Consider the following 14,098-nt stretch of genomic DNA (forward strand, 5'->3'; position numbering starts at 1 on the left):
AAAAAATGACAGTTCGCGTTGCAATCAACGGGTTTGGCCGCATTGGCCGCAATGTTCTTCGCGCCATTATCGAATCCGGCCGCACCGACATCAAGGTTGTCGGCATCAACGATCTGGGCCCGGTCGAGACCAATGCCCACCTGATGCGTTACGACTCCGTGCACGGCCGTTTCCCCGGCACTGTAACGGTTTCCGGCGATACAATCGACGTCGGCCAGGGCCCGATCAAGGTCACTGCCGTGCGCAACCCGGCAGAATTGCCGTGGAAAGAGCTCAACGTTGATATCGCGCTGGAATGCACCGGCATTTTCACGGCGCGTGACAAGGCGGCAGCCCATCTTGAAGCCGGCGCCAAGCGCGTCATCGTGTCGGCGCCTGCCGACGGTGCCGACCTGACGGTTGTGTTCGGTGTGAACCATCACAAGCTGACCAAGGAACACCTGGTCATTTCCAATGCGTCCTGCACCACCAACTGCCTTGCCCCGGTTGCATTTGTGCTCAACGAAGCCGTTGGTATCGATCATGGTTTCATGACCACGATCCACAGCTACACCGGCGACCAGCCGACGCTCGACACCATGCACAAGGATCTCTATCGCGGCCGTGCGGCTGCGCTGTCGATGATCCCGACATCGACCGGTGCCGCCAAGGCTGTCGGTCTCGTCCTGCCGGAACTCAACGGCAAGCTCGACGGCAGCTCGATCCGCGTCCCGACGCCCAATGTCTCGGTTGTGGATTTCAAGTTCGTTGCCAAGCGCGCGACGACCGTCGCCGAAATCAACGACGCCATCAAGTCCGCCGCCAACGGCAAGCTGAAGGGTATCCTCGGCTATACCGATGCGCCGAATGTCTCGATCGACTTCAACCACGACCCGCATTCATCCGTGTTCCATCTCGACCAGACCAAGGTCATGGAAGGAACATTCGTGCGCGTCCTGTCGTGGTACGACAATGAATGGGGCTTCTCGAACCGCATGGCCGATACGGCCGTCGCGTTCAGCAAGGTCATCTGAGACGCTTGCTCCGATATGAGTTGAACGGCAGGCGTTTACACCCCCCTCTGTCCTGCCGGACATCTCCCCCACAAGGGGGGAGATCAGCTTTCAGATTTGTTGATGCACATCATCGAATGTGACGATGAGCGATAACACCAATGCCAATGTGATCTCCCCCCTTGTGGGGGAGATGGGCGGTAGCCCAGAGGGGGGTGCTGGCAAATTCAGATGAGGGGTAATCACCATGCCAGCTTTCAAGACACTCGATGATGCCGATGTTGCGGGAAAACGCGTTCTTCTGCGCGTCGACCTCAATGTACCGGTTGCCAATGGCCACGTGACCGATGCCACCCGGATCGAGCGTGTCGCTCCCACCATCCTTGAATTGTCGAAAAAGGGTGCCAAGGTCATCCTGCTCGCGCATTTCGGCCGTCCGAAGGATGGGCCCACGCCGGAATTCAGCCTGAAGCCCATTGCGCATGCGGTTGCCAAGGTGATCGGCCAGAACGTGCATTTCGCCGAGGACAGCATCGGCCAAAAGGCGGCCGAAGCCGTCGCCAAGCTCGGGAACGGCGATATCCTGCTTTTGGAAAACACGCGTTTCCACAAGGGCGAGGAAAAGAACGACCCGGCCTATGTCAAGGCATTGGCCGCCAATGGCGATATCTACGTCAATGACGCGTTTTCTGCCGCGCACCGCGCCCATGCCTCGACCGAAGGTCTGGCGCATGTGCTGCCGGCCTATGCGGGCCGCACCATGCAGGCGGAGCTCGAAGCGCTGGAAAGCGGTCTCGGCAATCCGAAGCGTCCGGTGGTTGCGGTTGTCGGTGGTGCCAAGGTGTCGTCCAAGCTCGATCTCCTCGGCAATCTCGTCGAGAAGGTCGATGCGCTGGTGATCGGCGGCGGCATGGCCAATACATTCCTGGCCGCGCAGGGCGTCAAGGTCGGCAAGTCGCTGTGCGAGCATGACCTTGCCGACACGGCCCGCGCGATCATGGCCAAGGCGCAGGCGGCCAACTGCACCATCATCCTGCCGGTCGACGCCATCGTTGCCTGGCATTTCGAAGCCAATGCACCGTTCCATGCCTACGGTCTGGATGCCATCCCAGAGGATGGCATGATCCTCGATGTCGGGCCGCAGTCGATCGAGCGCATCAAGGGTGCCATCGACGACGCGGCAACGCTGGTGTGGAACGGTCCGCTGGGCGCATTCGAGCTGACACCGTTCGACAAGGCAACCGTAGCAGCGGCGCGGCATGTGGCCGAGCGCACCAAGTCGGGCCATCTGGTTTCGGTTGCCGGCGGCGGCGACACGGTGGCGGCGCTCAACCATGCGGGCATTGCCGATGACCTGACCTATGTATCGACCGCAGGCGGCGCCTTCCTCGAATGGATGGAAGGCAAGCCGCTTCCGGGCGTCGACGTCCTCAAGCGCTGATGGCCTGTTCAAGGCGTGATCCGGGGTCTTTGCGGGCTCCGGATTAACGAAGAACAGAAAATGTTATCCTGTTAAATCGGTTGAAAAAATTTCAATCGTTTCAAAGGCTTGAACTGCCATTCCGTTTGATATGAGCTTCTGGTATGGGCCAGACCACTAGAAACGGAGTGCATGATCTATGAGCGAACGCCTGGAAGATATCGCGATTGCAATGGTTGCCAGCGGCAAGGGCCTGCTTGCTGCGGATGAAAGTACCGCAACAATCAAGAAGCGGTTCGATACGATTGGGCTGGAATCGACAGCCGATAGCCGCCGCGACTATCGCGAAATGCTGTTCCGCTCGGACGATGCCATGAAGAACTACATCTCCGGCGTCATTCTCTATGATGAAACCCTGCGTCAGAATGCCAAGGACGGCACGCCGTTCGTGCAGATCCTGAAAGCGGCCGGCAGCATTCCGGGCATCAAGGTCGATGCCGGTGCCAAGAACCTCGCCGGTTTTGCCGACGAGACCATCACGGAAGGCCTTGATGGCCTGCGTGAGCGGCTGGCTGAATACTACAAGCTGGGCGCGCGCTTTGCCAAATGGCGCGGCGTCATCAATATTTCCGATGCCCTGCCGAGCTGGGGTGCGGTCAAGCAGAATGCACAGGCTCTGGCCCGTTATGCCGCCCTTTGCCAGGAAGCCGGCATCGTGCCGATCGTCGAACCGGAAGTGCTGATGGACGGCAAGCCGGGGACACATACCATCGAGCGCTGCTACGACGTGACCGAATGGGTATTGAAGACCGTTTTCACGGAACTCTACGATGCCCGCGTCGTGCTGGAAGGCATGATCCTCAAGCCGAACATGGTCATTGACGGCAAGAATGCCCGCAAGGCGTCGGTTGAACAGGTTGCCGAGCAGACCCTGCGTGTCTTGAAGTCGACGGTTCCATCCGCCGTGCCCGGCATTGCCTTCCTGTCCGGCGGTCAGTCGGATGAAGAAGCAACGGCGCATCTCTCGGCGATGAATGCCGCCCATGGCCTGCCGTGGAAGCTGACATTCTCCTATGGCCGCGCCCTGCAGGCTGCTGCGTTGAGCGCCTGGAACGGCAAGTCGGAAAATGTTGCAGCCGGTCAGCGTGCCTTCACGCATCGCGCCAAAATGAACAGCCTTGCCGCCACCGGCGGTTGGAAAAAGGACCTGGAAAAGGCCGCTTAAGCGTTTTTTATACAAAAACAGCTCTCATAGAACCCGGGCCGGAATCAGGTCCGGGTTTTTTGTGTGCTGTGAGGACCGTTTGACCAAACCATCGGCTTTCCATCCGCTTGTCAGCTGGCTGCTGTTTCCGGTCTATGCGTGGCAGGGCATTGCCGTGCGGCTGAAGACCGAACGCATGCTGCCGCCGCCAGCCTTCCCGGTGGGCGAGATCGCGGGCAAAGAGCCGGCCATTCGCCTGCTGGTGCTGGGCGATTCCTCGGCGGCCGGTGTCGGGGTGAGCGATGTCTGGCAAAGTCTCTGCGTGCGGCTCGCCGTGCACCTGCAGGGCCGGACGGGACGCAAGATCATCTGGCGCGCCGCCGGGTTCAATTCGGCGACGTCAGGCCAGCTGCGCGATCACGTGGTGCCCAATATCGAGCGGGGCATGTGGACCCATATCGTTCTGACGACCGGCACCAACGACACCAAGAATTTCCACTCTGTCGCCCGTTTCAAAAGGGAATTCGGCGGGCTGCTCTATGCACTGAAGGCAAAGTGGCCGGAGACCTCGGTCGTCTGGTCGCCGGTCATCGATTTCCGCGACGTGCCGGCCATGCCGCCGCTGCTCGGGCGCATTCTGGAAGGGCGGGCCGGTGCCATCAACGCCATGGGCGAACGGCTCTGCCGCGAACGTTCGGCAATAGCGGCGCCGCGCCTGCCGGTGGAGGGGCCGGAAGGCTTTTCCAGTGACGGTTTCCATGCCTCGGCGCATGGCTACGACGCCTGGGCGAAACATCTCGTGCCCTATGTGCTTAATCTTTCGAATGGTGAGAAGGCGGCGGGTCCATTGATGCAATGAATCTTGAGAAGAAATTTGGCCAAAACGTACGATACTGGCGTAAAAAACGCGGACTCTCACAGGAAGAGTTTGCCGATCGGGCACATCTGCATCCCACCTATGTGAGCGGGATCGAGTCCGGACACAGGAATCCGACCATAAAGGTTATTGAACGCATTGCCGATGCGCTTGACGTCGAGCCCGCAGCGCTGCTGTCTCTTCTCTTGGATGAGTGACCTGACGGACTCGAGGCTTACCATTGGCAAACATACTGGAAGCTGGCATTCCCATCGTGCGTGGTTCGACAAGCTCACCATGAGGGATGAGGTGGGCCGCAGAGCACATCTTGTACGTTGCAGAGTATAACTCTCTGCAATCTCCAACCTCCCTCATGGTGAGCCTGTCGAACCACGGCATGACAGTTTTGCAGAGTGAAGAAGCAAACCCAGTTTGAATGGGCGTGGTGTTGTCATGCGAGGGAACAAAACTCATAACCCGCTGTGGCTCAGCACCACGACCACCAGCATCGCAAATATCGCTCCGGCGGCGATTTTCCAGAAATCCCCGCGCTTCTTCATGCCGGGCCAGCCCAATGGCTTGATCAGATGCAGCGCCATCAGGAGGATCAGCAGCAGCGGCAGAATCTTGAGCATCGTCGTTACAAAGCCTGCGGCCTGAGGGGAACGGGTGAGTGGGGATTCGACAAGTGTGTGATCCCGCGCCAATTGTCAAATCGGCCTTTGACTCCGGGGCGTACATTGGGGAAGGTACGCCATCTGGGAGGATATTCATGACATCACGCTATGCACAGGTCTACCGGGATTGGCAGTCCGATCCGGAAGGATTTTGGGCCCGGGCCGCCGAGGCCATCGACTGGTCGCGGCCGTGGGAACAGGTCTTCGATGCCACGCATCAGCCCTATGGCCGCTGGTATCCGGGTGCGGAGTGCAACACCTGCTACAACGCCGTCGACCGTCACGTGGAGCGCGGCCGGGGTGATCAGGTCGCCCTGATCTATGACAGCGCGGTGACCGGCACGGGACGCAAGATCACCTATGCCGCCTTGCTCGACGAGGTGAACGCGCTCGCAGCGGTGCTGACCGACAGGGGCGTCGCCAGGGGCGACCGGGTGATCATCTATATGGCGATGGTGCCCGAAGCCGTGGTGGCGATGCTGGCCTGCGCGCGCATTGGCGCGGTGCATTCCGTTGTTTTCGGCGGGTTTGCCGCCCACGAACTGGCCACGCGCATCGACGATGCCAAGCCGGTGATGATCATTGCCACCTCCTGCGGCCTCGAACCGGGGCGGGTGGTGGCCTACAAGCCGATGCTGGACAAGGCCATCGAGCAGGCGGCGCACAAGGTTACCTCGTGCCTCATTCTCGTGCGTCCGCAACAGCCGCACGAACTGGTGGCCGGTCGCGATATCGACTACGCCGCGGCCGTTGCCGCCGCCAGCGGGCGGAAAGTCCCCTGCGCGGGCGTCAAGGCAACGGACCCGCTTTATATCCTCTATACCTCGGGCACCACGGGCCAGCCCAAGGGCGTGGTGCGCGACAATGGCGGCCATCTCGTCGCGCTGGCGTGGTCAATGGGCGCGGTCTACGACACGGCTGCGGGCGAGGTGTTCTGGGCCGCCTCCGATATCGGCTGGGCGGTCGGCCACTCCTATATCGCCTATGCGCCGCTGTTCATCGGCGCGACAAGCGTCCTGTTCGAAGGCAAGCCGGTGGGAACACCCGATGCCGGCACATTCTGGCGGGTGATTGCCGACCACAAGGTCAAGGTGCTGTTCACCGCGCCGACAGCGTTCCGCGCCATCAAGAAGGAAGATCCGAAGGGCGAGTTCATCGGCAAATATGATCTGTCCTCGCTGCAATATCTGTTTCTGGCTGGTGAGCGCGCGGATACGGATACGATCAAATGGGCCGAGGAAAAGCTTGGCGTCCCCGTCATCGATCATTGGTGGCAGACGGAGAGCGGCTGGCCCATGGCCGCCAATCCGGCGGGTCTCGGCATGCTGCCGGTCAAATACGGGTCGCCGACCGTGCCCATGCCCGGCTATGACGTGCAGGTGCTGGATGATGCCGGGCACCCGGTCAAGCGCGGCGAGCTGGGCAATATCGTGGTCAAGCTGCCCCTGCCGCCCGCCTGCCTGCCGACGCTGTGGAACGCCGACCAGCGGTTTTGCGAGGCCTATATGGCGGAATTCCCCGGCTATTACAAAACCGCCGATGCGGGGATCATCGATGACGACGGTTACATCTACATCATGAGCCGGACTGACGACATCATCAATGTCGCCGGACACCGCCTGTCGACGGGGTCGATGGAGGAGGTGCTGTCAAGCCATCCGGATGTGGCGGAATGCGCGGTTATCGGCATTGCCGATCATCTGAAGGGCCAGGTTCCCTGCGGGTTCATCGTGCTCAAATCGGGTGTCACCCGGGCGGCGGCGGATATCGAGCAGGAATGCGTCGCCCTGATCCGTGACCGGATCGGCCCGGTCGCCGCCTTCAAGATCGCGGTGACGGCCAAGCGGCTGCCGAAAACCCGGTCGGGCAAGATCCTGCGCGGGACGATGCAGAAGATTGCCGATCAGGAGCCGTGGAACATGCCGGCCACCATCGACGACCCCGCCATCCTCGACGAGATCAAGGCCGTGCTCAACGCCAGGGGCATCGGCATTCCCGCCGGTTGACCGCCCCCAAACGATCCTGTTTCGGTCAAATCCATGCCCGCATCTTTCCTGCCCTGCTGACAGGCTCCTGACAGAAGGTTGTCAGGAGGGGTGTGCGATAGTGTCTTCCTAAGCAAAGGAGACAGGGTCATGAATATGGTTGATTTTGGAATCGTCGGAACAGTCAGGCGCCTGTGGTCGCGGTATGCACATCTGCGTGACGAAATGCGCACTGAACGCTCCGTCAGCGCACTCCCGGACTATCTGCTGAAAGACATCGGCTGGCCCGATGCCTATGCGGAACGTCTGGCACGGCGCAATTCAATGAAGGACGTCGCCGGCAGCGAAAATGCCGGCGCCGTTCGCCAATCCGGCCGTTCACGGCGTCCGGCCCGTGCGGCAACCGGAAAAACAAGCCAAAACGGACATTTCAAGCTAGAATACTGAACAGTGACGCCGAAAGGGAGCATCGCGATGGACCAGAAAAAGATGATCGGCCTCGTATTCATCGACGCGTTTGCCGATTGGGAATTCGGTCTGCTTTCCGGATCAGCCGTCGAATGGTTTGGTGCGCGGGCGGTTGCTCTGGCCCCGACGGCAGGTCCCCTCAGATCCATTGGCGGATTGCATCTCGTGCCGGACCGCGGACTTGATCCGCAGGAGAACGCGGATCTGGATGCGGTTGCGGTGATCGGCGCCAACACCTGGCCGTCGGAAGATGCTCCTGACATTGCACCCCTGCTGCATTCGGTTTTGTCACGCGGCGGCATTGTGGGCGGCATCTGCGGCGGCACGCTGGCTCTTGCCCGCGCGGGTGTCTTCGATGGGCGCAGGCACACCAGCAACGGTGCAGGCTGGATACAGTCCCAGATCGGCGACTATGCCGGTTCCTCCCTGTATCAGGACGTGCCCCATGCGGTGCGCGACGCGCAGATTGTCAGCGCGGCCGGATCGGCGCCGGGCACTTTTGCCACGGAATTTCTCGAAGCGTTCCTGCCGGAGCAGGCGGAACAGATTGCCGGGATGCGCAGCTTTATTGCGCGCGAGTACCAGGCAGGCTTGAAGGATTAAGCAGCATGCGACGTGCAGACCGTCTCTTTCAGATCGTACAGAAACTCCGGGGCGGACGGCTGGTTACCGCGCGCCAGCTGGCGGAAAAGCTCGAAGTGTCCGAGCGCACCATCTATCGCGATATTGCCGACCTCCAGTCCACCGGCGTGCCGATCGACGGCGAGGCGGGGGTGGGCTATATCCTGCGGGAAGGCTTTGACCTGCCGCCGCTGATGTTCACGCGCGATGAGGTGGTCGCGCTGGTTGCCGGCGCCCGGCTGATAACGGCCTGGGGCGGCGCCTCCATGGCGCGTGCAGCGGAAGAAGCCATCATCAAGATCGGGGCTGTCCTGCCCAAGGATGATCGCCCGCGCATTGCCAACACGCATATTCATTCCTCCGGAACCAATATCAGCAGCCATGACCGGGCGATGATCGATCTTGCCGAGAATGCAGCGGACCAGTGCCAGGTGCTGTCGGTGGCCTACAAGGACATGGACGGCAAGGAAAGCATGCGGGACATCAGGCCGCTCGGACTGTGGTTCTGGGGCAAGGTCTGGACCGTCATCAGCTGGTGCGAATTGCGCAATGATTTCCGCACGTTCCGCATCGACCGGATCACCAGGGCCGAGAAGGCCCAGCGCATCTTCCGGCAGGAGCGCGGCAAGACGCTGGCCGATTTCTACCGGCGGATGGAACTCAGCGAAGCGCCCGATGCCAAGAAGGCGTCTTAAACAGCCGTTTGGCCCGTCATGAGCGCGGCGGCAAAATCCACCCGGTTCAAGGCAAAGTATCTGTATGGGGCGCCGTCATGCGTGGCTGTGAGGCCGATCTTTTGCGCCACACGAATGGACGCCGCATTGTCCGGATGGATTGCGGCAACGATGCGCTTTATGCCAGCCTGCCCGAAGGCGTGCACGACGAGCGGCCGGGCAGCCTCCGTCGCATAGCCCTTGCCCCAGGCGTGGCGATTGAGCCGCCAGCCGATTTCAATGTCCGGCCCCACCGCATCGTCCGGGATCAGCAGGACCCAGCCGAGAAACCGTTGCGGCTGGTCGCGCGCAAAGATCGACCAATAACCGAGATCCGGGCCGAAATCCGCCTCCATGCGCGCGGTGATGAAACGGCGATGCGCATCGGGATTCGTCCAGGGCCCCGGTATGAACCGGGTCACGTCCGGATCGCGGTCCATGGCCATGCAGTCTTCCAGATCAGCCATGGTGCGCGGGCGCAGGAAAAGCCGTTCCGTCTCGAATGTCGGCAGCAAGGCTGTATCTCCCGTAAAAGAAAAAAGCTCCACCGGAGGTGAAGCTTTCTCGATTCAGGGACTACCCGTCAAGGCAATCAAATGGCTTATTCTTCCTCGTCTTCGTCCGTATTGCGGCCCTTGAGCGAGGAAAGCTTGGCGAAAACCTTGTCCGCATCGAGCTCTTCGTCCTCTTCGCGGACGGCTGGCTGGATATCCAGGTTTTCCGTGGCCGATGCCGGCAGCAATGTATCGCCGCCTTCGCCGGGCTGGACCGGGCGGTTGCGGGAAGAACGCTCGACCTCAAGGTCAAGGTCGATCTGCGAGCACAGGCCAAGGGTGACTGGGTCCATCGGCTGGAGATTGTTGGAATTCCAGTGGGTGCGGTTGCGGATCTGCTCGATGGTCGACTTCGTCGTGCCGATGAGGCGCGAAACCTGCGCATCCTTCAGTTCCGGATGGTTGCGCACCAGCCACAGGATGGCGTTGGGACGATCCTGGCGCTTGGACAGCGGCGTGTAGCGCGGTCCCTTGCGCTTGGCTTCCGGCACGCGCACCTTCGGCTCGAGAATCTTCAATTTGTGATTGATGTCGGCTTCGCCCCTGGCGATTTCCTCACGCGACAGCTGGCCGGTCATCAGCGGATCCAGTCCCTTGATGCCCTGGGCGGATTCACCGTCGGCAATCGCTTTCACCTCAAGCGGGTGCAGTTTGCAGAAGGCGGCAATCTGGTCAAAAGACAGAGCGGTATTGTCGACAAGCCAGACGGCCGTTGCCTTTGGCATGAGAAGCTGGGTGGCCATTGAATATAGTCCTCTCGTTCGTCCGCTCCGGTGAGGCGGGACGTGGGTTCAACCACAATTTCCGGGAATTCGAGGCGTTATATAGCGGTAAATTCTCGATTGGGCAAGAATCGGTTTTCGTAGCAACCGAATGCAATTACCGGTTTCACCAAACTGTCATGAAATTGTCATGCCGCTGCAACGCCCGCGGGCAACTGATCCCTTGTAAACAAGAGGAGATTCAACAATGCCGCGCAAAACCCTTTGCATCGGACTGTGGACCGCCCTGGTCGCTTCCGTCGCCCTGCCAGCCGCTGCCGAACCGGTTTTCAACCGGATCGCCAGCTTCCCGGTTGCTGACAATCTGCCCAAGGATGCAGACAAGTCAAAGCCGACATCGTCGGAAATCATCACGGCCTCGGAAGACGGCAAGACGCTGGTCTATTCCGACAGTCCCTACGGTGCCATCGGCTTCATCGATATCAGCGATGCCGCCAAGCCCAAGGCCGCCGGCCTGCTGAAGGTCGAAGGTGAGCCAACCTCCGTTGCGGTTGCCGGCGCCATGGTGCTGGCTGCGGTCAACACCTCCAAGGATCACAAGAATCCCTCCGGCCGGCTTGACGTGATCGACCTCGCATCGCGCACGGTGCTGACGAGCTGCGATCTCGGCGGTCAGTCGGACTCGGTCGCCGTCTCGCCCGACAGGACCTTTGCCGCCGTTGCCATCGAAAACGAGCGCGACGAAAAGCTCAATGATGGCGAGCTGCCGCAGCTTCCTTCCGGCGATCTCAAGATTTTCTCGCTGAAGAACGGCGCGCCGGATTGCACGAGCATGAGGACCGTCGTTCTGACCGGCCTTGCCGACATCGCCCCGGAGGATACCGAGCCGGAATTCGTGTCGATCAACGCGAACAACCAGATCGCTGTTACCCTGCAGGAAAACAACCATATCGCGATCATCGATGCGGCCAACGGCAAGATCACCTCGCATTTCTCCGCCGGCACGGTCGATCTCGACAAGATCGACGTCAAGAACGACGGTGCACTGAAGTTCGACGGCAGCATGAAGGGTGTCCTGCGTGAGCCGGATACCGTGAAATGGCTAGGCAATGACCGCATTCTCACAGCCAATGAAGGCGACTACAAGGGCGGTTCGCGCAGCTTCACGATCTTCTCCACGGACGGCAAGGTTCTCTATGAATCCGGCCCCTCGCTGGAGCATAGGATTGCGGCAGCCGGTCACTATCCCGACAAGCGCAACAAGAAGGGCGTGGAACTCGAAGGCGCCGAAGTCGCGCAGTACGGCGATACCAACTATATCTTCGTTGCCAGCGAGCGCGCTTCCGTCGTCGGCGTCTACAAGGATACCGGCAAGGACCCGGAATTCGTGCAGCTGCTGCCATCGGGCATCGCCCCGGAAGGCATTCTTGCCATTCCCTCGCGCAATCTGTTTGTCACCGCCAATGAATCCGATCTGGTTGCGGATGGCGGCGCGCGCTCCCATGTCATGATCTATGAGCTGAAGGACCAGGAACCGGCCTATCCGAAGATCGTGTCGGCATCGAAGGATGATGGCACGCCGCTGGGCTGGGGTGCCCTTTCGGGCCTGGTTGCAGATCTGAAGGAGCCGGGCAAGCTCTATGCGGTCTCGGACTCGTTCTATTCGGCCGCGCCCACCATCTTCACCATCGATGCCAAGCAGACACCGGCGAAGATCACCCGGGCGCTGGTGGTCACGCGCGGCGGCCAGCCGGCCCAGAAGCTCGATCTCGAGGGCATCACCACCGATGGCGCGGGCGGCTTCTGGCTTGCCAATGAGGGCGACCAGTCCAAGCTGGTGCCGCATGCGATCTTCAACGTCAATGAGAAGGGCGAGATCAAGAAGGAAATCGCGCTTCCCGAAGAGCTGCTGCCGCATCAGACCCGTTTCGGGCTGGAAGGGATCACCCGTGTCGGCGAAGGCGATGCCACCGTTCTGTGGATGGCCGTGCAGCGGGAATGGAAGGATGACGAAAAAGGCTTCGTCAAGCTCCTGAGCTACAACGTCAAGGACAAGAGCTGGGGTGCCGTCTCCTATCCGCTGGACAAGAAGAGCGGTGACGGCTGGGTCGGTCTTTCCGAAATCACCGCCCATGACGGCCAGCTCTACATCGTTGAACGCGACAATCTGATCGGTGACAAGGCGGTCAACAAGAAGCTCTATCGCGTGGCGCTGGACGGCCTGAAACCGGCAAAGCTCGGCGAAAAGCTGCCGGTTGTCGAGAAGACGCTGGCCCGCGACTTCATCGCCGACCTGAAGAGCACGAATGGTTATGTCGTCGACAAGCTGGAAGGCTTTACCGTCGATGTCGCCGGCAATGGCTTTGCGGTCACCGACAATGACGGCGTCGACGGCTCATCCGGCGAAACGCTGTTCTTCGGCATCGGCAAGGTCAGCGCGGCAAACTGAACCCTCCGCAACGTTTGCAGGAGGCCGCGCTTGCCGCGCGGCCTTTTGCTTGAGGCATGTCAGCTGACGTCGAGAACGATCTTGCCGACATGCTTGCCTTCTTCCATGCGCTCATGCGCCCGCCACGCCTCGTGGAACGGATAGACCATGTCGATGACCGGCGCGACGCGGCGCTGCACCAGGAGAGGCCAGACTTTCAGCTCCAGTTCCCGGGCAATACCGGCCTTGAACTCGACCGGCCGTGCCCGCAGGGTCGATCCCGTATGGGTCAGCCGCTTGATCATGATTTTGGATATGTCGACCGTGACCTTCGCGCCATTGAGATGGGCGATCTGCACGATCCGCCCGTCGATGGCGGCAGCGTCGTAATTGCGCCCGGTGTAATCGCCGCCAACCATATCGAGTGTCAGGTTGACGCCCTTGCCGCCGGTGGCTTCCTTCACCGCTTCGACAAAATCATGCGTGCGGTAGTTGATCGCCCGGTCGGCGCCAAGCTTCAGGCAGGCTTCGCATTTGTCGTCGGAACCGGCCGTGGTGATGACATAGGCGCCGAACGCGCTGGCAAGCTGGATCGCCGTGGTGCCGATGCCGGATGTACCGCCATGCACGAGGAATGTCTCGCCGCTCTTCAGGCCGCCCCGTTCGAACACATTGTGCCAGACGGTGAAAAAGGTCTCGGGCAGGGCGGCGGCTTCGATGAACCCGTATCCCGCCGGGATCGGCAGGGCCGTGGTCTCATGCACGGTGCAATACTGCGCATAGCCGCCGCCTGCCACCAGTGCCGTCACCCGGTCGCCCACGCGGAAGCGCGTGACGCCGCTGCCCACGGCAACGACGTCGCCGGCAATTTCAAGGCCGGGAATGTCCGATGCGCCTGATGGCGGCGGATAATGACCCTGGCGCTGCAGCACGTCAGGCCGGTTGACGCCGGCCGCATGCACCTGAACCAGAAGTTCGTTCGGCCCTGCTTCCGGAACGCCGCGCTTTCCCGGCTTGAGGACCAGCGGACCGCCCGGCTGGGTGATCTCGACCGCGGTCATCGTCGTCGGAATTTTACTGGCCATGGGTAGCTCCTTCAGTTGATTCGCTTGAATGATTTGCAATTCGAAGCGGGTGGACTGTATCCTTTCAGGATAAAGCGGCAAGTGGAGGACATGATGTCACTTTTCGACGAGGAACCGAAACGCAGGGTTGCCCACGAGATCGGGCAGGAACTTTCTCTGCTTTCCGTCGCCGAGCTGGACGAGCGCATCGGCATCCTGCGGGCGGAAATCACCCGGCTTGAGGAAGAGCGCACGCACAAGGGCAGCAGCAAGCTGGCGGCGGAAGCACTTTTTCGCTGAAACGGAACGTAAATGATGCGGATGTCATGATGTCTCCGCATTGCTGATCGAGACGGGCCTGTATCGGCTTGTTGCCGGCATCCGTCCAAGCATT

15 protein-coding genes are annotated in these 14,098 nt (G+C 60.8%); 11 read left to right on the top strand and 4 right to left on the bottom strand.

Going from position 1 to position 14,098, the window contains the following annotated elements; all coding sequences use genetic code 11:
• Nucleotides 1–5: 5 nt before the first annotated feature.
• From gap to ACIQWS_RS14735, 5 genes are all read left to right on the top strand, one after another.
• Nucleotides 6–1,013 carry a type I glyceraldehyde-3-phosphate dehydrogenase gene (gene gap / locus ACIQWS_RS14715; RefSeq protein WP_105734389.1) on the top strand — a complete coding sequence of 336 codons (1,008 nt, stop codon included), beginning with the start codon at nucleotides 6–8 and terminating at the stop codon, nucleotides 1,011–1,013.
• A gap of 226 nt (nucleotides 1,014–1,239) precedes the next feature.
• Complete coding sequence (locus tag ACIQWS_RS14720; RefSeq protein WP_346307244.1) at nucleotides 1,240–2,433, top strand: phosphoglycerate kinase; 1,194 nt, start codon at nucleotides 1,240–1,242, stop codon at nucleotides 2,431–2,433.
• 178 nt (nucleotides 2,434–2,611) lie between these two features.
• Nucleotides 2,612–3,637 (top strand): class I fructose-bisphosphate aldolase, encoded by a 1,026-nt coding sequence (locus ACIQWS_RS14725; protein ID WP_223613710.1) that lies wholly within the window; start codon nucleotides 2,612–2,614, stop codon nucleotides 3,635–3,637.
• Nucleotides 3,638–3,716: 79 nt separating this feature from the next.
• A complete protein-coding gene (locus tag ACIQWS_RS14730; protein ID WP_403180477.1) occupies nucleotides 3,717–4,475 on the top strand; it encodes an SGNH/GDSL hydrolase family protein in 759 nt (252 codons plus the stop codon).
• Entirely contained in the window at nucleotides 4,472–4,690 is a 219-nt protein-coding gene (locus ACIQWS_RS14735; protein WP_403180480.1) for a helix-turn-helix domain-containing protein, read from the top strand. The genes ACIQWS_RS14730 and ACIQWS_RS14735 overlap by 4 nt, the downstream gene beginning before the upstream one ends.
• 252 nt (nucleotides 4,691–4,942) lie before the next feature.
• Here the strand turns inward: ACIQWS_RS14735 and ACIQWS_RS14740 are convergent, their stop codons facing one another.
• Complete coding sequence (locus ACIQWS_RS14740) at nucleotides 4,943–5,107, bottom strand: hypothetical protein (protein WP_223613708.1); 165 nt, start codon at nucleotides 5,105–5,107, stop codon at nucleotides 4,943–4,945.
• 137 nt (nucleotides 5,108–5,244) lie between these two features.
• Between ACIQWS_RS14740 and ACIQWS_RS14745 the strand changes: the two genes are divergently transcribed.
• The 4 genes from ACIQWS_RS14745 to ACIQWS_RS14760 all read left to right on the top strand — a co-directional run bounded on the left by ACIQWS_RS14745 (nucleotide 5,245) and on the right by ACIQWS_RS14760 (nucleotide 8,918).
• Nucleotides 5,245–7,155 (top strand): propionyl-CoA synthetase, encoded by a 1,911-nt coding sequence (locus tag ACIQWS_RS14745; protein WP_403180484.1) that lies wholly within the window; start codon nucleotides 5,245–5,247, stop codon nucleotides 7,153–7,155.
• A gap of 129 nt (nucleotides 7,156–7,284) precedes the next feature.
• The gene (locus ACIQWS_RS14750) at nucleotides 7,285–7,581 is read left to right on the top strand and encodes a DUF1127 domain-containing protein (RefSeq protein WP_403180487.1); all 297 of its coding nucleotides are present in this window, start codon (nucleotides 7,285–7,287) and stop codon (nucleotides 7,579–7,581) included.
• A gap of 27 nt (nucleotides 7,582–7,608) precedes the next feature.
• Entirely contained in the window at nucleotides 7,609–8,205 is a 597-nt protein-coding gene (locus ACIQWS_RS14755; RefSeq protein WP_403180490.1) for a DJ-1/PfpI family protein, read from the top strand.
• Between the two features lie 5 nt (nucleotides 8,206–8,210).
• Nucleotides 8,211–8,918 (top strand): YafY family protein, encoded by a 708-nt coding sequence (locus ACIQWS_RS14760; protein ID WP_223613704.1) that lies wholly within the window; start codon nucleotides 8,211–8,213, stop codon nucleotides 8,916–8,918.
• Here ACIQWS_RS14760 and ACIQWS_RS14765 read toward each other — a convergent pair.
• Nucleotides 8,915–9,451 carry a GNAT family N-acetyltransferase gene (locus ACIQWS_RS14765; RefSeq protein WP_403180495.1) on the bottom strand — a complete coding sequence of 179 codons (537 nt, stop codon included), beginning with the start codon at nucleotides 9,449–9,451 and terminating at the stop codon, nucleotides 8,915–8,917. The genes ACIQWS_RS14760 and ACIQWS_RS14765 overlap by 4 nt on opposite strands.
• 86 nt (nucleotides 9,452–9,537) lie before the next feature.
• Complete coding sequence (locus ACIQWS_RS14770) at nucleotides 9,538–10,233, bottom strand: DUF1013 domain-containing protein (RefSeq protein ID WP_223613702.1); 696 nt, start codon at nucleotides 10,231–10,233, stop codon at nucleotides 9,538–9,540.
• 226 nt (nucleotides 10,234–10,459) lie between these two features.
• Here ACIQWS_RS14770 and ACIQWS_RS14775 point away from each other — a divergent pair, with 226 nt between their 5' ends.
• The gene (locus tag ACIQWS_RS14775) at nucleotides 10,460–12,661 is read left to right on the top strand and encodes an esterase-like activity of phytase family protein (protein ID WP_403180500.1); all 2,202 of its coding nucleotides are present in this window, start codon (nucleotides 10,460–10,462) and stop codon (nucleotides 12,659–12,661) included.
• Nucleotides 12,662–12,720: 59 nt separating this feature from the next.
• Here ACIQWS_RS14775 and ACIQWS_RS14780 read toward each other — a convergent pair whose 3' ends face one another.
• Nucleotides 12,721–13,725: an NAD(P)H-quinone oxidoreductase gene (locus ACIQWS_RS14780; protein ID WP_403180503.1), complete on the bottom strand. Its 1,005-nt coding sequence runs from the start codon at nucleotides 13,723–13,725 to the stop codon at nucleotides 12,721–12,723.
• Between the two features lie 93 nt (nucleotides 13,726–13,818).
• Between ACIQWS_RS14780 and ACIQWS_RS14785 the strand changes: the two genes are divergently transcribed.
• On the top strand, nucleotides 13,819–14,004 hold the full coding sequence (locus ACIQWS_RS14785) for a DUF1192 domain-containing protein (protein WP_403180506.1): 186 nt from the start codon (nucleotides 13,819–13,821) through the stop codon (nucleotides 14,002–14,004).
• The last annotated feature ends 94 nt before the right edge of the window (nucleotides 14,005–14,098 follow it).

This window comes from Phyllobacterium sp. NPDC097923, from assembly GCF_044760925.1.
Lineage (GTDB): Bacteria > Pseudomonadota > Alphaproteobacteria > Rhizobiales > Rhizobiaceae > Phyllobacterium > Phyllobacterium calauticae.